The 23,327-nt window shown below is 44.4% G+C and carries 18 protein-coding genes; all 18 read left to right on the plus strand.

What is annotated here, in order from left to right:
* Positions 1-38 precede the first annotated feature (38 nt).
* The 18 genes from tagH (at position 39) to AOT11_RS20875 (ending at position 23,319) form a co-directional block, all read left to right on the plus strand.
* On the plus strand, positions 39-1,256 hold the full coding sequence (tagH, locus tag AOT11_RS20790; protein WP_026050818.1) for a type VI secretion system-associated FHA domain protein TagH: 1,218 nt from the start codon (positions 39-41) through the stop codon (positions 1,254-1,256).
* Positions 1,257-1,712, plus strand: a complete 456-nt coding sequence (gene tssJ / locus AOT11_RS20795) for a type VI secretion system lipoprotein TssJ (RefSeq protein WP_017422721.1) — start codon at positions 1,257-1,259, stop codon at positions 1,710-1,712.
* A 23-nt stretch (positions 1,713-1,735) separates the two neighbouring features.
* On the plus strand, positions 1,736-3,058 hold the full coding sequence (tssK, locus tag AOT11_RS20800; protein ID WP_017422722.1) for a type VI secretion system baseplate subunit TssK: 1,323 nt from the start codon (positions 1,736-1,738) through the stop codon (positions 3,056-3,058).
* Positions 3,059-3,066: 8 nt separating this feature from the next.
* The gene (gene tssL / locus AOT11_RS20805; RefSeq protein WP_017422723.1) at positions 3,067-4,395 is read left to right on the plus strand and encodes a type VI secretion system protein TssL, long form; all 1,329 of its coding nucleotides are present in this window, start codon (positions 3,067-3,069) and stop codon (positions 4,393-4,395) included.
* Positions 4,373-7,897 carry a type VI secretion system membrane subunit TssM gene (tssM, locus tag AOT11_RS20810; protein WP_017422724.1) on the plus strand — a complete coding sequence of 1,175 codons (3,525 nt, stop codon included), beginning with the start codon at positions 4,373-4,375 and terminating at the stop codon, positions 7,895-7,897. The genes tssL and tssM overlap by 23 nt, the downstream gene beginning before the upstream one ends.
* The gene (tagF, locus tag AOT11_RS20815; RefSeq protein WP_017422725.1) at positions 7,879-8,574 is read left to right on the plus strand and encodes a type VI secretion system-associated protein TagF; all 696 of its coding nucleotides are present in this window, start codon (positions 7,879-7,881) and stop codon (positions 8,572-8,574) included. Before tssM ends, tagF begins: the two co-directional genes overlap by 19 nt.
* A gap of 10 nt (positions 8,575-8,584) precedes the next feature.
* Entirely contained in the window at positions 8,585-9,379 is a 795-nt protein-coding gene (locus tag AOT11_RS20820; RefSeq protein ID WP_026050819.1) for a PP2C family protein-serine/threonine phosphatase, read from the plus strand.
* Entirely contained in the window at positions 9,379-10,512 is a 1,134-nt protein-coding gene (gene tssA / locus AOT11_RS20825) for a type VI secretion system protein TssA (RefSeq protein ID WP_017422727.1), read from the plus strand. Before AOT11_RS20820 ends, tssA begins: the two co-directional genes overlap by 1 nt.
* 16 nt (positions 10,513-10,528) lie before the next feature.
* A complete protein-coding gene (tssB, locus tag AOT11_RS20830; RefSeq protein ID WP_011081391.1) occupies positions 10,529-11,041 on the plus strand; it encodes a type VI secretion system contractile sheath small subunit in 513 nt (170 codons plus the stop codon).
* A gap of 11 nt (positions 11,042-11,052) precedes the next feature.
* Positions 11,053-12,546: a type VI secretion system contractile sheath large subunit gene (tssC, locus tag AOT11_RS20835; RefSeq protein WP_038941142.1), complete on the plus strand. Its 1,494-nt coding sequence runs from the start codon at positions 11,053-11,055 to the stop codon at positions 12,544-12,546.
* Complete coding sequence (gene tssC, locus AOT11_RS20840; RefSeq protein WP_017422730.1) at positions 12,477-14,084, plus strand: type VI secretion system contractile sheath large subunit; 1,608 nt, start codon at positions 12,477-12,479, stop codon at positions 14,082-14,084. Before tssC (AOT11_RS20835) ends, tssC (AOT11_RS20840) begins: the two co-directional genes overlap by 70 nt.
* A 10-nt stretch (positions 14,085-14,094) precedes the next feature.
* Positions 14,095-14,898, plus strand: coding sequence for a type VI secretion system accessory protein TagJ (locus AOT11_RS20845; RefSeq protein ID WP_017422731.1), 804 nt, complete (start codon positions 14,095-14,097; stop codon positions 14,896-14,898).
* Positions 14,895-15,368 carry a type VI secretion system baseplate subunit TssE gene (gene tssE, locus AOT11_RS20850; RefSeq protein WP_017422732.1) on the plus strand — a complete coding sequence of 158 codons (474 nt, stop codon included), beginning with the start codon at positions 14,895-14,897 and terminating at the stop codon, positions 15,366-15,368. Before AOT11_RS20845 ends, tssE begins: the two co-directional genes overlap by 4 nt.
* On the plus strand, positions 15,365-17,191 hold the full coding sequence (tssF, locus tag AOT11_RS20855) for a type VI secretion system baseplate subunit TssF (protein ID WP_017422733.1): 1,827 nt from the start codon (positions 15,365-15,367) through the stop codon (positions 17,189-17,191). Before tssE ends, tssF begins: the two co-directional genes overlap by 4 nt.
* Positions 17,188-18,156 (plus strand): type VI secretion system baseplate subunit TssG, encoded by a 969-nt coding sequence (gene tssG, locus AOT11_RS20860; protein ID WP_017422734.1) that lies wholly within the window; start codon positions 17,188-17,190, stop codon positions 18,154-18,156. The genes tssF and tssG overlap by 4 nt, the downstream gene beginning before the upstream one ends.
* A 13-nt stretch (positions 18,157-18,169) precedes the next feature.
* On the plus strand, positions 18,170-20,734 hold the full coding sequence (gene tssH, locus AOT11_RS20865; RefSeq protein ID WP_017422735.1) for a type VI secretion system ATPase TssH: 2,565 nt from the start codon (positions 18,170-18,172) through the stop codon (positions 20,732-20,734).
* A 215-nt stretch (positions 20,735-20,949) separates the two neighbouring features.
* Positions 20,950-21,429, plus strand: a complete 480-nt coding sequence (locus AOT11_RS20870; protein ID WP_011081383.1) for an Hcp family type VI secretion system effector — start codon at positions 20,950-20,952, stop codon at positions 21,427-21,429.
* A 54-nt stretch (positions 21,430-21,483) separates the two neighbouring features.
* Entirely contained in the window at positions 21,484-23,319 is a 1,836-nt protein-coding gene (locus AOT11_RS20875) for a type VI secretion system Vgr family protein (protein ID WP_017422736.1), read from the plus strand.
* Positions 23,320-23,327 lie beyond the last annotated feature (8 nt).

Genomic DNA, 23,327 nt, shown 5'->3' on the forward strand with positions numbered 1-23,327 from the left:
TGATAAATGCATTATTAATAAAGTGGCTAGAGGATGTTATGGGAATAGTGCTTTCGATTACTAGTTTCCACCGTTTTACACCAGAAATAAAAAGTGTGTATTCAATACCAACAAACGAAGAACACTTTTGTATGAAATTTGGGCGCTCTGAGAGCTGTGATTGGGTATTACCTGATCCTGAAAGAATTATTTCTGGTGTTCATGGTGAAATAACTAAGTTTGGTAATGATTATCTACTTAGAGATCTCTCTACAAATGGCATTTTTGTTAATAAGTCAGTTAGCCCAGTAGGAAATGGTGTCGAGGTGGCTTTAAGTGATAAAGATATTATTAATTTTGGAGAGTATGAAATCGAAGTATCGTTTAAAAATAGCGAAAACCATAACGTAACTCGAAGCCAAATCCACACGAATACTCTATCACCACGTGAAGTCAATAAAGAGCCAGTCAGTGGTAATGATAATTTTATGGATTTTGGTTTTGATGCAAACCTATTTTTGGCCGAAGAAGAAAAGCAGCATCAAAATCTATCGCCAGAGTTAGGTGATTTGGATGATTTTCTCGATGCTCCCATATTACGCCCCCACATAGAGCCGACTCAGAAAGAAGAGAGAGCGAACGACTATCCTCGTGATGATAAAGTGGCTAAGCGATGTGAACGTGTTGATTCGGATTTGAATGCTTTTCTCAAGGGGGCTGGTATCGATTTAAGCTTAGTTCCAGAACAGGAAAGAGAGCAATGGTTTAATCGATTAGGTCGCTCTTACTCTCTCATGTTAGAAGGTTTAATGCAGACACTGCATAATCGTGCAGAGTTCAAACAGGCGAACAAATTAAACCATACCTCTTTTCAGAAAAAGGAAAATAATCCTCTTAAGTTTTCGGCGAATTTAGAAGACGCAATTCACAATCTATATAACAGACGCAGTGCGAGTTTTCTCTCACCGGAAGCCGCAATTCAATCTGCATTTAATGATATAGAAGCTCATGAAAAAGCAATGATAGAAGGTGTTCATGGCGCTGTATCTGGGGTGTTACGTCTGCTTGAACCGAATACCATATCTGGACACCTCTCTCAAAGTGAACAAAATGGATTGACATCAATATTTTCGCAACTCGATAAAAAACGATGGAAGAAGTATGAAGATATCTATTTTCAAATAAGAAATGAGATTGACGTTGATGAAAAAGGATTTTATTTGGAAGACTTTTCCAAATCTTATGAATCGGCAATAAGAAAAGTGGGGAGAGAATAAATGAAAGCCATAGCAAAAGTAATTACCACAATAATAGTGTTTTTATTAATGGGTTGCAGTGCGGCCAATATGGTTGTTTCTCCCTATTCAAATTTGGAAATAAAGACAGGATTCAATGTCAATCCAGATATGAATGGCAGACCTTCACCCGTCGTGGTTTATGTCCTTGAACTCACCTCTGATACCTTATTTACGAGTCAAGACTTCTTCTCTCTCTATGAAAATACAGCTCAAACGCTAGGCCCGGATCTGGTGAACAAAACAGAATTGTATCTTTCCCCAGGCCAAAACACACTTTATGAATCTACGATGAAACCAAGTGTTGAATATATTGGCATTGTAGTGGCATATCGAGACATCGAAAATGCAAATTGGCGCAAGGTGATAAAGGTCGATCGCAAGGGCTATAACACCTACGAGCTTTCACTAGATGAATTGTCTTTGGCTATAAAATAATAACAACGTTGGCAGGATATTAAATGAGTGTTTATTCACCGATTGTTTGGAGTGAAGGGATGTTTCTGCGTCCTCAACACTTTCAGCAACAAGAGCGAGCGTTGTCTCATGAATACAAAGGTCTAACGCGTTTAGTGGGTTGTTATTCCCGAGGAATTGAATCGTTTTCTCTCGACAAAGAACAGCTGAAAGAAGGGGTTGTATTGCTAACGGAGTGTGTTGGAATTTTCTCCGATATGACATTCGTCAACATGCCGACTAAAGAGCAGATTCCTGAGCCACTCAAAATTGAGCCAGGGATTGAAAATACTTTGGTTCAGCTTGTGATACCTGCAGAAAAATCCCAAGGTCAAAACGTTTCCCATTCCGAGACTTCAACGGTAACGCGCTATAAGGTGGTTGATCACACCTTAACCGACAGCGTGTCTGGTGATGAAGAAGTACTTCAACTCGCTGCGCTTAAGTGCGAGTTAAAGGCAACTAATGACAATTTGCCCGGCTATGTCTCTTTGCCACTGGTGAAAATTCGTCATGTTGGTAGCGAAGGTCAAGTCATTCTTGATGAAGAGTTCGTACCACCTTTCCTTAATGTACACCATAGTTCGCTGCTTACCCGTTATCTGAATAACGTTTTAGCCATGATCAAAATTAGGGCAGATGCCATTGCAGGTCGTCTCGGACAAGGCAAGTCAGCCTCTTCCTCAGCAGTGGATTTCATTATGTTACAGATGCTGAATCGCTATGAGGCTAACTTAAGACATTTATCAAAAGGGAGTGAGCTTCATCCATATGAGTTAGCGACGGCCTTATTGAGCTTAATTGGCGAGCTGTCCACTTTTTCGAGTAAAAATAAGCGAGTCCCTAAGCTTCCCGAATACCAACACAGTAATTTGGGGCCTGTCTTTTCAGAGATGAATCAAATCCTAAGCCAATATCTGAGTGTGGTGTTGGAGCAAACTGCGACCAAGATGCCCTTGGATATTCGCCAGTTTGGGATTCGCGTTACACCATTACCAGATAAAAGTTTGCTTTCACTTTGTCAATTTGTATTGGCCGTTAAAGCCGATATCTCAGCCGATGAAATTAGAAAAAAGTTACCAGGACAAATCAAAGTTGGACCCGCAGAGAATATTCGCGACCTTATCAATAATCAGATCAATGGTATTGCCGTTTCGCCACTGAATGTGGTGCCAAGACAGATGCCTTACGCAGCAGGCTACGTCTATTTTGAGCTGGTTAAACAAGGTGCTTATTGGGCCCGTTTAAATGAAAGCGGGGGAATGGCATTTCATGTCTCTGGTAATTACCCAGGGTTAGAAATGGAGCTTTGGAGTATTAACCAATAAGTGAAGCTATGGACGAAACGATTGTAAAACCAACCCCTGGGCGTAAAAAAGCACCGCAGTCGGCACCTGTTGCATCGCTTGAAAGCGATAACACGGTTCTTTTTACGCAAAATAGTAAAGAAACACGTGAAACGAGTATCGTCGCGTTTGGCAATAACGTACTGCTGGCAGAAGCGAATGTCATTGTTTCTTTGCTTGGTCAAATCAGAGCGACGGCCACGCACAGTGATGTCAAACAGTTACGTGAAGCATTTGTGCAAAAAATGCGTGACTATGAAAACCGGTTGAGGTTACAAGGCGCAAATAGTAAGCAGATCGATATTGCACGCTACTGTTTATGTTGTGCTATCGATGAAGCAGTCCTGAATACAGAATGGGGAAGTCAATCCGTTTGGGGACACAACTCGTTATTGTCGACATTCTATTCCAATACTCAAGGCGGTGAGCAGTTCTTCATACATCTCGATGAAAGCCTCGCTGAACCCAATAAGCACTTAGATCTGCTAGAAGTCATGTATATCTGCATGAGCTTAGGTTTTTTGGGGCAATTTCGAGTTCGAGAAAATGGAATCGAGCAACATCGTTCCTTAAAAAACCGCGTAATGGATGTCCTTAAATCGCACGGTCGGGACTACAGTCCTTCACTCAACGATGATGCGTTAGCTAAAGTATTGGTTGGTGAGCAGATCGCAGAAAAAGCACCATTGTGGGTAGTTTTATCAATTACCGCAGCTGTGTTAGTCAGCGTGTACATGTACTTGAGTTATAGCCTAAACGAAAAATCCGATCAGACCTTTAGTCAGTTACTGAATTTAGTGCCGAGCAAAGAGATAGAGAACCAAAGTGCGGATTATATTTCGTCTCTTGCCGTAGCAAATCAAATCCAACGTTCGTTGGCAACGGAAATAGAAATGGGTTTGCTAAAAGTCGATGCATTACCTGATAGAGTGCGTATTACTTTTCAGTCCAATGATCTGTTTGAATCGGGCAGTGCGGAGCTCGTCGCGCATATATTCCCTGTGGTTTCAAAAGTGGCCAGAGCACTCGAGGCGACCAATGGAAAAATATTGGTTGTCGGGCATACCGATAACAACCCCATTTTTACCAGTAAATTCCCTTCGAATTGGCATTTATCTCTCGCAAGAGCGACAGCGCTTACCGATCGCTTAGCATCAGCAGGCAAATTGAGTGGGCGTGTCATTCCAGAAGGTATGGGAGATGCGAGACCTTTGGTATCAAATGAAAGCGCAGAAGGAAAAAGCATCAACCGTAGAGTCGAAATCGATCTCCTAGTACAAACCCAATCAAAAATGGATGCAAACAATGGCAAAGATTAAACGTTTATTGGGGCAAAAATGGCTGATTCGCTTGATTGGGCTTGGGGCAATTTCAATTTTTATTTGGTTTGTCGGACCATTGATCGCGATAGCAGGCATAGAGCCACTGAAATCAGACTTTAACCGTTTGTTGGTTATTGTCGTTTTAGTCTTTATCTGGGGCGTGACGAACGTTGTCCGTCAACAGAAGGAGCGAAAGGAACAAGACGAAAGCATCCAAAGCCTATTAGAGGTGGATGCTCTCACCGACAAAGAAGCGGCGGCAGAAATAGACGTCATGCGCGAAAGAATCGAGAAGGCGATTCAAGTCGTGACGAAAGGTGGAAAGCGTAAGAGCCATCTCTACCAGTTGCCTTGGTACGTACTTATTGGACCTCCTGGAACAGGTAAAACGACGGCATTAAAAGAATCGGGTCTCGAGTTTCCTCTGTCAGACTCAATGGGCGTTGACTCGGTTTCTGGTATTGGCGGTACGAGAAATTGTGATTGGTGGTTTACCAATAAAGCGGTGTTGATTGATACGGCTGGCCGGTACACCACTCAAGATAGCCAAGCACATGTCGATTCAAAAGCATGGTATGGATTCTTAGGCTTATTAAAGCAATACCGTAAACAGCGTCCCATTAATGGTGCGATTGTTACAGTCAGCATCGCCAGTATGCTCACACAAACTCGCACCGAACGAGGCATGCATGCAAGAGCGATAAAAAATCGGCTACAAGAGCTGAAAAATCAATTGGGTATGCAATTCCCAATCTACGTTGTGTTGACTAAGGCTGATCTCATTGCGGGTTTTAGTGAGTTTTTTACGGAGCTGACCAAGGAAGAGCGTGAGCAGTTATTAGGCTTTATGTTTCCGCCCTCAACAGAAGACGAACGAGGCGTCATCTCTCTATTTAACAAAGAGTTTCATGACTTACTGGAGAGACTTGATCGTCGCATGATGCAAAGGCTTGAAACGGAACATGACCTTGACAAGCGATCGTTAATTTTTGAATTTCCAAAACAATTGCGTTGCCTTCAAGCGAATCTAGACGAGTTTCTTAACGACATTTTTGCCCAAAACAAGTTTGAAGAATCTTCAATGATTCGCGGCGTCTTTATTGTGAGTTCATTGCAAGAAGGTATGCCGGTTGATCGTATCATGTCTGAAACATCCCAAGGGCTGGGGTTGGGCAAACCTCTACTGCGGTTAAGTTCCAAAGAATCAAGCAGCTATTTTGTAAAAAACTTGTTTGAAAACGTGATCTTTAAAGAGCAGTTTTTAGGGACGGTCAATCGTCATCATCAAAAGCAAAGTGGTTGGATCCGAAAAGGCGTCTACTGCTCGTGCCTAGCGCTGTCTGGAGCTGCGATCACTCTGTGGATGATGAGTTATCAGTGGAACAATCAACTTATTGATGAAACGGATCGTCAAGTGGCTGTGGTGAATGACTTGCTCGTTAAGTCTGGCCTGGACTTCGAAAATGACTTGATCCCCTCGATAAACATTCTCAATCACATTATGCGTTTTCCTATGGGTTATGGACAGCAAGACGAAGAGAGAGATCGTGTGACATCATTTGGTTTGTTTCAAGGTGAGAAAATCGGCCAATCAGCTAAGAGTGCTTATCACCAAGCACTGACAAATTACTATTCATCCTATGTTGAATCGGTACTTCTCAGTGAAATGAAGAACAATGAACAACACCGAGAATATCTGTACGAAACACTCAAAACATATTTGATGCTCTTCAACGATGACAAATTTGAGCGTGAACATGTTCTTGGTTGGTTCAATTATTTCTTTGAAAGGCAGTATCCCGGCGAACTGAATCAAGAGTTAAGAGAGCAACTCTACGCTCATACCGAAAACTTTTTGTCGCAGGCAGACAGAGGCTTATATATCAACAGCGATTCAGTAACCGCAGCCAGATTGGTTCTAACAGAAATGTCGTTGTCGGAAAGGGCCTACCAAAGAATGAAACTCCAGTTCCTTAAAAGTCATGTGCCTTCATTCCGTTTAACGGACGTTCTAGGGGCAAGAGGAGTTGAGCAATTTGAGCGAAAAAGTGGTAAGCCATTGTCCATGGGGATTTCCGGTTTCTACACGTACAACGGTTTCCATAGCATCTTCCAATTACAACTGGGTCGTATGGTAAAGGCCTTGATGGAAGAAAACTGGGTGTATGGGGATGAGATTGACGCGCAGAACATCGACCATGATCTCGCTTTGCAAGGCGTGAGAGAGCGCTACTATCGTGACTATGTCTATGAATGGAAGACGCTGCTCAATGACATCCAACTCAAAGCGGCACCAAGTTTGAAATTAAGTTTAGAACAGAGTATGGCATTAGCGGGCTCTGAGCGACCAATTGAATCGCTGCTTAAAGCGGTACAAAAAGAGGTGGCATTAACGAAAGTTTCGCTAAGCAACAACGAAAAAGCGGCCGCTGAAGTCGCTGGTAAAGTCGGCAAAGTAAAATTTTCAAATACGGCGGACAAACTTGATTTGTATCGTCCGGAAGAGGGGAGTTCGTTTGATATTGCGCTTCCCGGGAAAGAAGTGGAAGCCGAGTTTGACGATCTTGTCAGGATGACAGACCAAGACTTCGACGATATTCACCTCGCATTGAGCGGTTTAAAAAGTTATTTGGCCGATCTCTCTAGCTCAGGAAACAATCAGAAAGTCGCCTACAAGAGTATCTTAAATGGCACTGTGACAGGAGAAGTTGCCGCGTCAATTGAACATGCTAAACAGCTTTTACCCGCTCCGTTCAACAACTGGCTAGGCGAACTTTCCGAGGAATCGGTCAAGTTGGCGGAAAAAGGATCGCGATCTCACCTTAACACGCTATGGGTTAACAAGGTTCTTAAACCTTATGAGCGCAGCATCAAAGGCAGGTATCCGTTTGAGCCAAGAGCGAAAACAGAAGTGACGTTAAAGGACTTCAGTCGATTCTTTGGCTACGGCGGAACACTTGATGCGTTCTTTGTCGAGTACTTGGAACCGTTTGTCGATACGTCGAGAAGCGTGTGGCGCTTCGAGAAGGAAATCGGTGTTAGTCAAGAAACACTCGCCGTATTCCAACGAGCAGATCGCATCCGACAGTCATTTTTTGAACTCGACAATACACTAAAAGTCGATTTTGCAATGAAACCGATATACCTAGACCAACATATAACCAGCTTTGTTCTGGAAGTTGGGGGGCAGAATCTTGCATACCGACATGGGCCAGCAAGAGTAAAAAATCTGTCTTGGCCAGCGAAGCGTTCAGCAACAAGAGTGGTTTTCACACCACCCGATTCGATTCGTGAAATTGCTTATACCTATGAAGGTGAATGGGGCATTTTTAAGTTGCTTGATCAATCTCTGAAAGCAAGGCCGCAATCTCGCAAAGACAACATCGTCATGATTGATTTGAAAGGCAACAAAGTTCAACTGGAGTTGATTCCTAAAAGTACGATGAACCCATTTTGGTCGAGTGATATGGAGAGTTTCCGATGTCCGCAAACGCTATAACACCAAGCTGGGGCTTTATAGGCAAAATTCCTGCAAAAGGGGATTTTATCAAGCAAGACTTGCCAAAACCTTTTGCGGATCTTTTCCACGACTGGCAGCAGGCGATTATCGCCGTGAGCAAAGAACAGCTACAGGAAACATGGCAAAGCCATTTTCTAAACGCCCCAATTTGGCATTTCGCATTGGACAGTGGTGTTACCAATGACGCCACTATCATCGGAACGATGATTCCTAGCGTAGATGCCGCTGGACGGTACTTCTTCTTTACATTAGCCAGGCCCGTTCTTGGTGATGCCGTGAGCTATTGGAGCTGTCGAGATTGGGCCACCGAATCGCAAGAGCTAGCGTTAACCGTGCTGGACGACCATTTTACCTTCGACGTTTGGCGTCAGAATCTACAGTCCGGTACAGAGTTAATCAACGCTATTTCGGCAGAAACGTTACCGGTTTCCCAAAAGAAACTGAATGGGGAAAACCTCTTTATTAAGGAACATACAGAAACCAATGTGATGAGCTTGCTCTCTCATGTTGTTCGACAGCAATTCCCTAAGCCGTGCTACTGGTGGACGGATGGTAATGATGCCATCGAGCCGATGATGCTCGTTATGGATGGTTTACCACAAATTGGCAAATTTGCCGCAATGTTGGATGGACAATGGCAGAAATGGAATTGGTAACGGTGATCGAATGAGTTGGAGTTTCTTTACATTTTCCAAGACACACGCAGGTAAAGTCCGCCCTTACAACGAGGATGCGTTGTTGGATATGACCGCAAGGCGTGTATGGGTTGTTGCAGATGGCATGGGTGGGCACTCAGCCGGTGATGTTGCGAGCCAAATGCTTGTCGATCGCATTGAAAGATTCGTTCTCGACACGCCGGATTTTGGTATCGATGAATTGCGTCAGATGATCGACGTGGCCAATAGGGAAATTTTCCAGTACGCCCAAGTCCACCTAGATGGCAAAACCATGGGTTCAACTGTTGTGCTGTTGTTCTTACAGGAAGGTTATTTCCATTGTTTGTGGGTTGGTGATAGTCGCATTTACCTACTCAGAGACAATCATTTGGTACAAAAGACACGAGATCACAGCCAAGTGATGGAGTTAGTTGAGCAGGGACTGCTCGCGGAAGAAGACGCAGAAAATCATCCTTTAGCCAACGTGATAACAAGGGCGGTTGGCGTTGAAGAGACAGTGAGAATTGACCAACAGTCGGGGCAGCTACTTCATGGCGATCAGTTTTTACTTTGCAGTGACGGTTTGACCAAAGAGCTTAGTAATAGCGAAATACATCAGATTATGTGTGCAGACTCGGTTAATCAGTCTGGTCTTGCTCTTCTTCACGCTGCGTTAGTGCGGGGGGCAAATGACAATGTTACGTGTGCATTGATCAAAGTGGCCAAAGAAAAGCAATTGGTTCAAGAGGGCGTGTCTCATTCCTCTGATGCAACGGTGCCCGTCTATGCAAGAAGGAGGGTGTAATGAGTCATCACGATGAAGACTTCACTTGGTTTGAGCCAGCCTTACTGCCAATTTCTGACGAGCAGCCAGCAGGTGTGGATCCAAGAAGTGATATTACGCCTCAGTCACTCTATTACCGACTGAAAGATCAGAGAATGCAGGCACGAAATATTGAGCGAAATGCCATTATTGAAGAAGAGCCTATTCTTAACTATGCCAACCTCTGGCAAGTGTTTCTTGATGAAGTTCCGCAGGCGCTGACGTCACAAACCAAAGATCTAGAATACGTGGCATGGCTTATCGAAGCGTTAACTCGCCTTGATGGTTTCAAAGGAATGGCGGTGGGCTATGAACTGGCCACGTACTACTTAGAAAATTATTGGGCAGTGCTGTATCCAATGCCGGATGAAGATGGCCTAGAGACAAGAATTTCGCCCATCATCGGCTTGAATGGCATTGATAATGAGGGGACGCTTATTTTCCCGTTATCGTGCATACCCTTGACCGAAGGGCTGTCAGAACAACCGTATGCGTATTGGGAGTATCAACAAGCTTTGGACTTGGAGCGCTGTGATGAGGATAAGAAACGAGCCAAACGCGATCAGGGTGTCCCCGAGTTATCTGACATTACCCAAGCCGTCAAATCATCGAGCAGTCAGTTCTACCAAAGACTGATAGAGGATCTAAATAGAGCGATAAGTTCTTTTGAGCGATTTTCGCAAGCTTTGGATAGTGCGTGTGAAGAAGTTACCCCCAGTTCCTACATTTCTCGAAAATTAGATGCAATACACTCGGCAATTATGCATTTGGCGAGTGACAAAATGATCAAGGTTTCAAACGAAACGAATTCAGATGAACCATCGAACTCTACCTCCAGTCACGAAGGCGAGAACGATGGACGAGGGCAGGGCGAAGCCAACTTTCAGTTATTGGCCGCCAATATGCACTCTCGTGAACAGGCCATAGTGCAGTTGCAGCGAGTGGCTGATTTTTTTCGTGAAACAGAACCACATTCACCCGTTTCATACACGATTGAACAAGTGATTCGATGGTGTGGAATGCCTTTGCCAGAACTCCTGGCAGAGCTTATTTCCGATGGAGATGCTAAGAAAGGCTATTTCCGTTTGGTTGGCATAGCAGACAAAAATGAGTAATTAAAGGGAGAACGATATGACTAGTATCCACTCGAAATTATCGCGAGTACGGAAGCCACGTGTTCATATTACCTATGATGTTGAAACAGAAGGCACATCACTGAAGAAAGAACTTCCGTTTGTAGTGGGTGTGATGGGGGATTTTGCTGGCCAAAATACTGAAGCCCTCAAACCACTAAAAGACCGTCGTTTTATTCAAATTGATCGAGACAACTTTGATGATGTTCTCAAGAAAATGAGCCCATCAGTGGAGTTTAAAGTGAAAAACACGATGGTGGATGACGGAACGGAATTTGCGGTCAATCTACAGTTCCAATCGATGAAGGATTTCGAACCCGCCTCGATTGTTAGACAAGTTGATCCGCTGCGTCAATTGATGGACACGCGCAATAAATTGCGTGACCTAATGACGAAAGTTGACCGTTCAGAAGAGCTAGAAAATGTGCTTGAAGCGGTTTTGAACAACACCGACAACCTATCTAAATTGGCTGATGAACTCAAGTTAGGCCAAGAAGAGAAAGCGGAGTAAGGGACAGCACAATGACAACACAGCTTGAAACCCAATTAGACCCTACCGTTGAAGGCCAGAGTTATTCCTTCTTAGAACAAGCGATTGGCGCGACCAAACAAACGGAAGCTTCGAGAGCGGAAGAGTTAATCAAAACATTAACGGAAGAAGCTTTAAAAGGTACGGTAACGTGGAACAAAAACCTAACCGTGACGTTTCGTGAAGCCATTACCGCTTTGGACAAAAAGATTTCTGAGCAGCTGTCTGCGGTGATGCATCACCCTGAGTTGCAAAAGTTGGAAGGTACGTGGCGTGGTTTGAATTATCTGGTGATGAATTCGGAAACGAGCTCCACGTTAAAGATTCGTATGGTGAGTATGACCAAGAAAGAACTGCACAAAGATTTGAGTAAAGCAGTGGAGTTCGATCAAAGCCAGGTCTTCAAGAAAGTCTACGAATCAGAATTTGGTAGTGCTGGTGGTGAGCCATATGGTGCGATCATTGGTGACTATGAATTTACGAATCATCCAGAAGATATTGAAACGCTGCGTCTTATGTCGAATGTTGCGGCCGCCGGTTTTTCTCCGTTCCTTTCTGCCGCCTCACCTGCGTTATTTGGTTTTGACGAATGGACGGAATTGTCGAAGCCTAGAGATTTAGAGAAAGTCTTTGAGTCGCTCGAATACACTCAGTGGCGCGCATTCCGTGAAAGCCAAGACTCACGTTTTGTCAGCTTGACGATGCCTAAAGTCCTTGCTCGACTTCCTTATGGACAAGCGACATCACCCGTTGAAGAGTTTGGTTTTGAAGAGTTTTCTGTAGACGAAACCACTGGAATTGCGGTGAATGCACTGCACAACGACTACTGCTGGATGAACTCGTCGTATGTACTAGGAGCGAAGCTCACTGATGCATTTGCCAAGTATGGGTTCTGCACGGCAATTCGTGGCGCAGAGGGTGGTGGCCGTGTCGACAATCTGCCAACGCACTTCTTTATGAGTGACGATGGTGATCCGGATATGAAATGTCCGACCGAAATCGGCATTACCGACCGTCGTGAATCAGAGTTAGGTAAGCTGGGCTTCCTGCCTTTATGTCACTATAAGAACACCAACTATGCTGTATTTTTTGGTGCGCAAACCTGCCAAAAACCAGCCAAATATGATTCGCCAGATGCAACAGCGAATGCTGCGATTTCTGCGCGCTTGCCTTACATGATGGCGACCTCTCGTTTTGCACATTATCTCAAGGTCATGGCGCGAGATAAGATTGGTAGCTTCATGGAAGCAGAAGACGTTGAGTCATGGCTAAATCGATGGATCCTTGGTTACGTCAACGCGTCGGAAGGTGGAGGTCAAGAGATCCGTGCGAAATACCCGTTGGCGGATGCGCGAGTGCAGGTCAGAGAAGTTCCTGGAGCGCCGGGCGCTTACAACGCTGTCGCGTGGCTTAAACCTTGGCTGCAAATGGAAGAGCTTACAACGTCTCTGCGTTTGGTAGCGAAAATTCCTCAGTCTGGCGGATAAGAGAGGCTAGGGACTGGCATCAAAAGCCAGTCCCTCATATCGATATGAATTTCATCGAAATAGAGCAACTTTCTCACGATTTACCGACACCAGAGTCTGCTTTGGAAAATGGTATTTGGATGGCGCATTTTCTTGATGCCAAGACATTTACGCAAATGGTGAGCTATTGGGTTGAGATTTCTGGAGCGAAAACGAAACAAGAGTTTGTTCATAGCATCATCAGTGCCATTGAATCTATTGATAGGGAAGTGAGTGTTCAACTGGATGAGATTCTGCATCACCGACAAATGCAAAAGCTTGAAGCGACGTGGCGAGGGTTAAATTACCTTGTGCAGCAGAAAGATCACAATGCTGGGGATCTCGTAAAGGTCAAAGTTTTGTCTTGTACGTGGGAAGAGCTGAAGAAAGACAGTGAGCGTGCGATAGAGTTCGATCAATCAGCACTGTTTAAATTGGTCTATCAAAACGAATACTCGATGCCAGGGGGAGAGCCGTTTGGTTTATTGATTGGCGACTATTATCTCTGTGGCGGTCAAAACGCAATGGTGGTTGAAAGAGAAATCAACATATTAAGGAAAATTGCGCAGTCGGCAGCGGCGGCGTTTAGCCCTTTCATCATGTCGGTCGAGCCGAGTGTTTTTGGTTCGGATTACTTTGAAAACATCGCGTCGATGACGAACGTGTATGCCCAATTTGAGCAAAACGAATATGTGAGTTGGAAACGACTACGAGCTGAAGAGGATGTTCGGTTTATTGGTTTAACGCTACCCAACCTTTTGTATCGTCAGCCATATCAAAGTGATGGTTCGAGATCGGATTCTTTTGTTTATAACGAACGAATTCGAGATTCGCACCAAGATTTGTTGTGGGGAAATGCCGCCTATTCCTTTGCCGCGGTCATTGTTAGAGCATTTCAAGAGCATGGTTGGTTTACACACATACGTGGACATAAAACAGGGGACTACTCTCAAGGCATTATCCAGCCTCCTTCTTTATGTCAGGTTGATTTACCAGGAAAAGGAGGGCGATATCGCGCACCTCTCAACTTAAAAATAACGGAAAAAAGAGAGCAAGAGTTGGCAGATTGTGGATTTATCCCTCTGTCTCCCGTCGCTGAAACGCCTTTTGTTAGCTTTACCTCGAACATCTCTTTGCACAAACCTCAGCAGTTTGCTTCCAAGGGAGCCAGTGTAAATGCACGTTTGTCTTCGATGTTGCAATACACCTTATGTGTTTCAAGAATTGCTCACTATTTAAAAGTGATGGGAAGAGATCGGATTGGCAGCTATCAAGATGCCCAATCGATAGAACGAGATTTTCAGGCGTGGCTTCATAAATATACCACTGCGTCTGATGAGGCATCGGATGAACTGAGAGCAAAATATCCGCTCAACGAAGCCAAAATAAAAGTCACTGAAAAGCTAGGTAGCCCAGGAAAATATTATTCGGTGATCCACCTACGGCCCCATTTTCAACTGGATCAAATGGTTTCATCGATCAAGTTGATTACGGAGCTGTCTCCTGAGCATATTGTATAAGGAAATAAACATGTTAGATTGGCAAGACCACCTCAGTCGAAGCGAGCTCGAACTCGCCAAAGAAGCGCTGATTAAAGAAATCAAATTGGCGCCCAAAAACGCCACTATTCGCAGCAAGTTTATTGAACTGCTATGCATCATGGGCGAGTTTGAGCGCGCGGATGAACAGTTAATGCAGTCCATTAAGTTGTTCCCTGAGTATTTACCCGGTGCAAGCCAAATTCGTCATCTGGTTAAAGCCGCTCAAGCAAGAAAGGACTTTTTTGCAGGCGCCGCATCAGCGCAATTCATAGAGGGTACCGAAAAACTGGGTGAAACGATTGTTCAGTTCATTTTGGCGCAAAAAGAGAACAACCATGAAGAACTGCTCTCGGTGTGTGAGCGTGCAGAGCAATCCCGTCAAGCACTCCAATTTGAAATTAATGGTGTGCGCTATGATGATGTGAGAGATCTCGATGATCGATTAGGGGGCTTCATTGAGCTCTTTTCTTCCGCAGGTAACTATTTCTTAGTTCCGATGAACCATATCCATTACTTGGAGCTCAAACCAGCAACCAACATGTTGGAAACACTATGGCGACCATGCGAGTTCGATATTCAAGGACTTGGCGAAGGTGAAGCTCATTTCCCAATGACGTACGTAGATTCCGAAAGTGGCAACCAAAAACTGGGCAGAGAAACGGACTGGAAAAATGTTCTAGGTACGGATCACTGTATCGGTCAAGGGCAAAAGATGTGGCTGCTTGGTGACAATGCGCTTGCTTTGAGCCAATTAGAACGAGTCGCCTTAGCTGTGGAAACCATGATTGAATGAGTGAAACAGGTCTAGTCCCATCCCTCATGGATAAATTGACGGACAGTGATCCTCTGAGCAGCATTGATAGAGACTTTCCATTAACGCGACATGCGTTGATGGATTCACTAAGACGAGATCTTGAATCATTGTTGAACAGCCGTATCAACTGGATGACGTTGTCAGATGAGTTACGTGAAATACAGACGTCTATCTTGCGATATGGTTTGCCAGATTTCTCGTCAATGCCATTTAGCAGTACGGATGGGCAACAGGTTCTGTGCCAACGAGTGAAAGAAACCATTCAACAGTATGAACCTAGGCTCAACTATGTGTCGGTCGTCATTGCAGAAGACAAAAATCCGTTAGATCGAATTTTAAAACTCAGAATCAAGGCGACCTGCATGATTGACAATAACGAGCAGGAGTTGGTTATGGATTCGGAAGTTGAGCCCGTCAGTCTAGGGATAAAACTGAGTAGAGCGAAATGAGTGAAGATTTTCTGAAATACTACAATCGAGAACTCGCGTATTTGCGTCATAAAGGCCATGAATTTGGGGAACAATACCCTAAGATTGCCGCTCGATTGCGAATGAATGATGAAGTCGTTGAAGACCCTCATGTGTCAAGGCTTCTCGAAGGGTGTGCTTTTCTCTCTGCTCGTATTCGACAAAGCTTGGATAACGCGTTTCCACAGCTAACCGAAGCGTTAATAGGGCAGCTATTTCCCGATTTTCACGCCCCAATTCCGTCAATGTCGATTGTGCAGTTGAAAGGAACGACTTCGTCGTCGTCGGCGTTTACGGTGGCCAAAGGGGAACGCGTCACGATCACGGCACCGGGATACCAAGTGTGTGACTTCAAAACGTGCTGTGCCACACAAGTTCATCCTTTTGATGTCACTGACGCCCAGTTTGAAAATGCCCCTTTTAGTGGCACAGAGTGTCGTACGGAGCTCGCCGCCAAATCAGTGCTCAAACTCGAAATTCAATCGAACAATGCTGAGTTGAGCCTATCCACTCTGGATGATTCATGCCTGCGATTCTATCTGAGTGGTCAACGACAAGCCGCTCTGCAGCTTTATCAACAAATATTTCAATCCTGCATTGGCCTAAGCTTGGTACAAGGAGGTCGATGCAAAAAAGAGCTCACGCCACGTCACATACGTTCATTGGGCTTCGACGACCAAATACAAGCGGTTCCATACAGTAAGCGTAGCTTTTCTGGCACGCGTCTATTGATCGAGTACTTGCACTTCCCCGAAAAATTTCTCTTTTTTGAGATGACAGACTTAGATCTCTCAGTCCTCGCTAGCGAACAAGGGAAAGCGGAAATCTGGCTCTATTTTGCAGAGGGCAACGACTGGCTGGAGAAACAAGTCTCTGTCGAAAATATCGCTTTAGGTGCGGTTCCGGTTGTTAATCTTTATCAAGCGAAAATGAAGCCAATGAGGGTGCAAGCCTCTGAATATGAATATCAACTGCATCCAGAGCACTGCGATCCAGAGTCGAGTGAAGTGGTCAGCATTGATGACGTCACGTTAAGAAATTGGAATAAGGTCTTCGAAAACTTGCCTCCTTACTACGCAGGGACGCATACCCACTATCAAACGCAATATGATCTGTTCTGGTTAATGCGTAGAGAAGATAGAAACTGGGCTGGTGGTTTTGATGAACCTGGGCGGGAAGTGTTCGTATCACTGGTTGACCGCAAGCATCAATTATTTGCCCCTGATGCAAAAGAAAGTTGGTTGATGTCGATCGACACGTGGTGTTGCAATCGTAATCTCCCCGCCAAAATTCCGTTTGGTGGAGGGCTTCCTCTGGTCACAGTGCCCGAGAGTCAGGACAATTTTAGTCGCGTTCGTTGCTTGACCACGCCAACCGAAACTATTCGCGCGGAAATGGATGAGACGACTCGATGGCAGTTTGCCAAACTCATTACATTGGATCATTTCTGTAATCAACAAGGAGCGGAAACGCTCAAGCAAATCTTGAACTTGCTGGCTTTTAGAGGTTCGCCAGAAACCAAAGCATTGATCGATTCAATTAAAGGGATGTCGACACAGATGACGACTGGGCGCGTGGTACAAAATGGCCGAGTAGGTTTTTGCCACGGCAGCGAAATCGCCTTAACAATTTCCGATCAGATTTTGTCTCGCGAACAGATCTTTTTGTTAGGAAACGTGCTATCGAGTTATTTCTCACAATTCGCTGAAGTGAACACGTTCACGCGGCTGCTTATCAAGCTTTCCTCCACTGGGGAATTATTCCATAAATGGCCATCGATGGCGGGAGAGAGAGAGCTGTTATGAAAAGTGAAGATTTTCTCGCTGAGATTGAATCGCTACCTCTCTTTACCGCGATACATTTGATAGAGACTCATCTACTGCAGGCAGATAGTCATCTGGGTTCTGATGTGTTGCCAAAGAATGAAAAAATCCAACTTACAGTTTCTCAACGTTTAGGCTATGAAGCGAGAGAGCTGATAAATGTCGTACCAAATAGCCAGAGCAAAAAATTAACCTTACATACCAACATCATCGGTTTAACTGGCGAGCAGGGGGTACTGCCGAGTCATTACAGCGAACTGGTTATGCAAAGAGCGCGTGAAAATGACACGGCTATGAAGGATTTCTTCGACATTTTTAACCACAGATTGCTCTCTCTCTACTACCGGTGTTGGCTGTCATATCAATTGCCTGCACAACTGCGAACGCAAGATAAGAAATCGGCCTCGTCGCCAATTCAGATCGTCCTATCCTCTCTGACAGGCAACCAGGACGATGAAGCGATTTTCTTCGGAGGTATGTTTACGTCAAAGCGTCGAAGCCGTGCATACATCAAAAGCGTCATTGAGTTTTATACCGGATGTGATGTGCGTTTGCATGAGTTCAAAGGTCGCTGGTTTGACATTAGTGAAGCAGAGCAAACTCGCCTTTGCAGCCATGATAGGCCGGAAGGGCAGCACGCACAACTGGGGTTGGGAGCCATGCTTGGTAAGCAAAGCTGGAATATGAGTTCCGGCTTTGATGTTGAGTTGATTGCAAAAGACCCTGATTCATTGGCGGCGCTGCTCCACACCGAACGATTGAGTGAGACCAAGCGTTTGATGTGCCGCATGTTAGGGACGAGTAAGCGTATTCGTTGGACTTTAACCGCTCGTAGAGCACAACTTCCTAGCGCTAATTTAGCAAAAGGGAGAGGTCGATTAGGTAAAGGCAGTATCTTAATGCCGAGCCTGTCGAATGCAAATAAACATATAACGATAACAATTTAAAAAGGATTTAAGAATGGCATCTCTTTCACTATCCGCGTTAGTTGACAAGTTAACCCCTGAAGCGAAAAGAGCATTAGAGCAAGCCGCCGCTTTGGCGAGCTCAAGAACCCACCACAGCATCGAAATGACACACTGGCTGCTGACGCTAGTGCAAAGCGCTGGGCCTGATGAAATCGAACTGTATCGTTCGTTTAAGGTTGATCTGCACCAATTGCAGACGGATCTCTCTTTACAATTAGAGAAGTACAAAACGGGCTACCAAACAGTGCCTGGGTTGTCATCTCATACGGTCACCATATTACAGAATGCGTGGATGACAGCGACGATCGCGTTTGAAGCAGAAAAAATTGCTGCCGTTCACCTGCTTCATGCCTTCCTCTCTGACGACACGTTGTTTGCTCTATCTTCGACTGTGAGCAAAGAGCTAAGCAAAATTCAACCTAGTGCGCTAATCGAATACGCACAGACTCATGTTGAAATGGCTAATGATCTACCCAACCACAAGGCTTCTACACAAGCGTTGGACCAATTTACGATAGATCTGACAGAGCAAGCGGAGCTGGGGCAAATTGATCCGGTGATTGGCCGAGATGATGAAATTCGGTTGATGACGGATATTCTGCTGCGACGTCGTCAAAATAACCCTATCCTGACGGGCGAGGCGGGAGTCGGTAAAACTGCCGTTGTCGAAGGACTTGCGCTAAAAATCGCTCAAGGAGATGTGCCACCCGCGCTTAAAGCGGTGAGAATTAAATCGCTCGATTTGGCGCTACTTCAGGCCGGTGCTGGCATGAAGGGCGAGTTTGAAAATCGATTGAAGAACGTGGTCAAAGAAGTCAAAGAGTCTGCGGTACCTATCGTACTGTTTATCGATGAAGCGCACGGTTTGATTGGTGGAGGGGCGCAGGCTGGTCAAGGTGATGCAGCGAATATTCTTAAGCCTGCTTTAGCCAGAGGGGAGCTACGTACGATCGCCGCAACCACGTGGGCTGAATACAAAAAATATGTTGAGAAAGACGCGGCTCTGACCCGTCGTTTTCAAGTGGTTAAAATAGAGGAGCCATCACCTGAATTGGCGATAGAGATGCTGCGTGGCCTCGTTCCTGTCATGGAAAAACATCATGGTGTCCACATTACTACCGAAGCACTCAAGGCCGCTGTCTTTCTTTCTTCTCGCTACATTAGCGGTCGTCAGTTGCCAGACAAGGCGGTATCGGTTTTAGATACCGCGTGCTCTCGTGTTGCTTTGAGTCAAAACTCGATACCAGGGCTGCTTGATCAGAAATACAAAAAACGTCTAATGATAGAAGCTCAACAACTTCAGCTCACCAATGAACTTGCATTTGGTCATTCTCATCAAACAACCCTTGATGAACTAGAAAGTAAGTTGTCGCACCTTCGAAGTGAAATCAACCAACTAGAGACAACGTGGCGAGATGAAGAAGGCGCAGTCAAACAGGCCAAAGCGCTCCGTGATTCCATTTTGGCAGAACCATCGGCAGAGAAAGCCAATCAGCTGCAATCCATTGAACAGCAGTTATCGTCTAACCCGATGCCTTTGGTGTTTTCGCATGTTAACGAAGCCCTAATTGCTGAAATTATTGCAGGCTGGACAGGCATACCGTTAGGCAAACTAAAAAGCGATGAAATAAAAGCGATTCTAGACTTACAGCAACATCTGCAAGAGCGAGTGGTCGGCCAAGATCACGCGTTGAGTAAAATGGCGGAAGTGATCAAAACCGCGAGAGCGCAGCTCAATGAAGAATCAAAACCTAACGGTATTTTTTTCTTGGTAGGCCCAAGTGGTGTCGGTAAAACGGAATCTGCATTGGCCATTGCTGAGCAAGTTTATGGTAGTGAAGAGAACATCACCGTCATTAACATGTCTGAATTTAAAGAAGAGCATAAAGTCTCATTACTGCTGGGCTCTCCTCCGGGCTACGTTGGGTATGGCGAAGGGGGGGTGCTAACGGAAGCCGTAAGAAGAAAACCTTACAGCGTCATATTGCTTGATGAAATGGAGAAAGCCCATCCGGGTGTACAGGATATTTTCTATCAGGTGTTTGATAAGGGGATGATTAAAGACGGTGAAGGGCGAGACATCGATTTCAAAAACACCATCATTATCATGACTTCCAACTCTGGGACGGAAACAACAATGGAGTTATTCCAAGATCCAGAGCTTGCTCCGGATCCGGAGGCACTCAAAGAAGCGCTACGAGACGATTTGTTACAGGATTTCAAGCCCGCTTTTTTAGGTCGAGTGAATGTCATTCCTTATATCCCTTTGCACCGTGATGTTTTGGAGAAAATCACCGCGTTGAAACTCTCCAAAATTCAGAAGAGGATAAAGACAAACTATAAAGCAGAAGCAGTGATCAACGAACGCTTAATTAATAGTATTGTTGACAGCTGCAATGAAACGGGCAGTGGCGCGCGTGCTCTTCAAAATGTGATTGAAAATAAGGTGTTGCCTAAAATATCTGAATCCGTATTAAATGCCATTCTTAATGATATAAGAATTAATAGAATTGAGATAGAAGGTGAAGTTAATGACTTGTCTATCTCAATCGTCTAATACTTTTTTATGATTTTTAGTTATTTGAGAATTGCATCTAACATGTTTAACAGATGTTCGTTATTCACTACTAAATAGCGAGCATCTCAGTTATAAAAGTGTGTATTTAATTTTACCTATTTAATACATTTATTATTAATTCTAAAGTTCTTATTCTAGTAAGAAAATCTGACTCTTTTTTGAGTTTTATTAATCAAATGCTATAGGAGACTAGCATGCAGTCAAATACCTACCTGAAATATGCTGATATTAAAGGTGAAGCTACCGCAGAACAGTACAAGGATATGATTACTCTTCTTTCAGTTGATTGGAGTGTAGGTCGTGAAATTTCTTCTTATACTGGTACCGCAATGGATCGTGAAGCAAGCTCTACTCGTCTTTACGATATGACCATTACCAAACTTCAAGACAAAGCATCCCCAGATCTGTTCAAAGAAGCCACGATTGGTAAGGGCAAACCCGCTGTATTCCATATCACTAAGCAGGGTGAGAAAATCGAAGAAATCATGAAAATTCAACTAACGGATGCCATGATTTCTAACTATGCAGTGTCAATTCAAGATGACCGTCCAATTGAAACAATCACGATCTCTTACACAGAGATGATGATGACTGTGACGCCTACTGATGACAAAAACAACACATCTGCTCCGTTGGTATACGGTTACAGCGGTGTTAAAGGTCAACAAATGTAAATCATTTGGAGGGTTCGAAAGTGCCCTCCTTATTTGTTTATAAAGAAGTTTGTAATGAAAAAAGCAACTCAAGATAATAAATTTATAAATATTTCCACGCCTTATGGGAAAGATGCGATTATTCTCAATTCTTTTGAATATAGAGAAGAAATGTCAGAGCTATTTTCATTGCGAGTTTATGCTTATTTTAATGGTCAAAAAGGCGAATTGAATCAAATCGTGGGTCAGCCAGTTATTATCAAAATGGATAATAATAGCCAAGTCATGTTGGAACCGAGATACTTCCATGGGTTTGTTGCAAAGGCAACACTAGCAGGAAGCCGAGTGACCAAATTTGAAGATGGTGAAAACTACAAAAAAATTGAGCTTGTTGTTGTGCCAAAATTGAATTTTGCGGACTACAAAATCAACAGCCGAATCTTTCAAAATAAAGATATAAAAGAAATCATTTCATTAATTCTTGGTGAGCATGGCGTCGACTTTTCTTTTTCTCTGACCAAAAGCTATGCCAAGTATAACTACAAAGTTCAGTACGAAGAATCGGATCTACAGTTTGTTAAAAGACTCTTATCTGAGGAAGGGCTATCGTTCTGTTTCAGCCATACTAAATCTTCACATGTGATCGAGATATTTGATGATGCCAGCTATTACAAGCCAGGTGCTGAGTTTTTAATTGATTTCAATTCAGGTACCGCAGAGTTGGGCCATATCTCTTCGTGGCATGAAGCTCAATCGATGGTGATCATGCGTAGTCACAAAAGTGGTTATGACATGAAAAAGCCAGCTTCACACCCCAACAATATAGCAAAAGGGAGCGAGTCCTTATTTACCGTTCCGAGCAGCGAGCATTATGAATATCTGGGTGAAGCGGAGTCAGGTGATCAGTACAAAACGAGAAATACTCACACGATCGAATCATTACAGCAAAACGCATACGTTTGTTCTGGAGAGTCGAGTTGCCGTTCCTTTGCGGTCGGCAGAAGTTTCAAATTTGGCAAGCATGAAGACCCTAGCCGAATCGGCAAAGAGTTTGTGCTCTCATCGATTGTGATCAACGCTGCTGTTTTCAACCAAGTAGGTCATGGTGGCCCTTCAAATCAAGGTGTTAGGACTTACTTTACCTGCATTGAGTCAGGGAAAGTGCATCGTCCGGCGGTTAACTTTGTGAGGCCCGTTATTCGCGGAATCCAAACTGCGGTTGTGACAGGTAATAAGCAAGGTGAAATCTACGTCGATAAATATGGGCGGATAAAAGTTCAATTTCACTGGGATCGTGAAGGTAAGTTTGATACGACGAGTTCGTGCTGGATACGTGTCGCACAACAAATTGCAGGGAATGGCTGGGGAAGCTCGTTCCTACCAAGAGTGGGGCAAGAGGTCATCGTTGAATTTATCAATGGGGATCCGGATCAGCCAGTGGTGACAGGGTCGCTTTACAATGGGACGCAAGCGCCACCTTTTTCGTTGCCAGAGAAGAAGACCCAAAGTGGTTACCGTAGCCAGTCTGTAGAAAAAGGGGCGAGCAACTTCAACGAATTACGCTTTGAAGACAAACCGGGTGAGGAGCATGTCTATCTTCATGCGGAAAAGAACTTTCAAATGGTCATCGAAGATTCCGCTGATGTCCTAGTTGAGAACAATAAGACCCAGAAAATTACCAACAACCTGACGGAGGAGGTTGGACAAAACGTCTCTGGGAAGATTGGGAAAAACTATTCACTCGACATTGGCGAAGTCCTCTCTCTCACCGCAGGCAAAAGCATCGAAATTAAAGTGGGCGGCGCTTCGATTCAGATGTCGAGTTCGGGGGAGATCAATATTAAAGGCAACAAAATAGCCATTAATGGTGCCTCGATTGCCTTAAAAGCTGGCCAGATTTCACTGAACTAGGAAGAACA

Origin of the sequence: Vibrio vulnificus NBRC 15645 = ATCC 27562 (genome assembly GCF_002224265.1) — a bacterium.
GTDB lineage: Bacteria > Pseudomonadota > Gammaproteobacteria > Enterobacterales > Vibrionaceae > Vibrio > Vibrio vulnificus.

Excerpts from the sequence above, each read along its gene's own strand:
- tagH (WP_026050818.1), top strand. The coding sequence starts at position 39 with ATGGGAATAGTGCTTTCGATTACTAGTTTCCACCGTTTTACACCAGAA.
- tssJ (WP_017422721.1), top strand. The coding sequence starts at position 1,257 with ATGAAAGCCATAGCAAAAGTAATTACCACAATAATAGTGTTTTTATTA.
- tssK (WP_017422722.1), top strand. The coding sequence starts at position 1,736 with ATGAGTGTTTATTCACCGATTGTTTGGAGTGAAGGGATGTTTCTGCGT.
- tssL (WP_017422723.1), top strand. The coding sequence starts at position 3,067 with ATGGACGAAACGATTGTAAAACCAACCCCTGGGCGTAAAAAAGCACCG.
- tssM (WP_017422724.1), top strand. The coding sequence starts at position 4,373 with ATGCAAACAATGGCAAAGATTAAACGTTTATTGGGGCAAAAATGGCTG.
- tagF (WP_017422725.1), top strand. The coding sequence starts at position 7,879 with ATGTCCGCAAACGCTATAACACCAAGCTGGGGCTTTATAGGCAAAATT.
- AOT11_RS20820 (WP_026050819.1), top strand. The coding sequence starts at position 8,585 with ATGAGTTGGAGTTTCTTTACATTTTCCAAGACACACGCAGGTAAAGTC.
- tssA (WP_017422727.1), top strand. The coding sequence starts at position 9,379 with ATGAGTCATCACGATGAAGACTTCACTTGGTTTGAGCCAGCCTTACTG.
- tssB (WP_011081391.1), top strand. The coding sequence starts at position 10,529 with ATGACTAGTATCCACTCGAAATTATCGCGAGTACGGAAGCCACGTGTT.
- tssC (WP_038941142.1), top strand. The coding sequence starts at position 11,053 with ATGACAACACAGCTTGAAACCCAATTAGACCCTACCGTTGAAGGCCAG.
- AOT11_RS20845 (WP_017422731.1), top strand. The coding sequence starts at position 14,095 with ATGTTAGATTGGCAAGACCACCTCAGTCGAAGCGAGCTCGAACTCGCC.
- tssE (WP_017422732.1), top strand. The coding sequence starts at position 14,895 with ATGAGTGAAACAGGTCTAGTCCCATCCCTCATGGATAAATTGACGGAC.
- tssF (WP_017422733.1), top strand. The coding sequence starts at position 15,365 with ATGAGTGAAGATTTTCTGAAATACTACAATCGAGAACTCGCGTATTTG.
- tssG (WP_017422734.1), top strand. The coding sequence starts at position 17,188 with ATGAAAAGTGAAGATTTTCTCGCTGAGATTGAATCGCTACCTCTCTTT.
- tssH (WP_017422735.1), top strand. The coding sequence starts at position 18,170 with ATGGCATCTCTTTCACTATCCGCGTTAGTTGACAAGTTAACCCCTGAA.
- AOT11_RS20870 (WP_011081383.1), top strand. The coding sequence starts at position 20,950 with ATGCAGTCAAATACCTACCTGAAATATGCTGATATTAAAGGTGAAGCT.
- AOT11_RS20875 (WP_017422736.1), top strand. The coding sequence starts at position 21,484 with ATGAAAAAAGCAACTCAAGATAATAAATTTATAAATATTTCCACGCCT.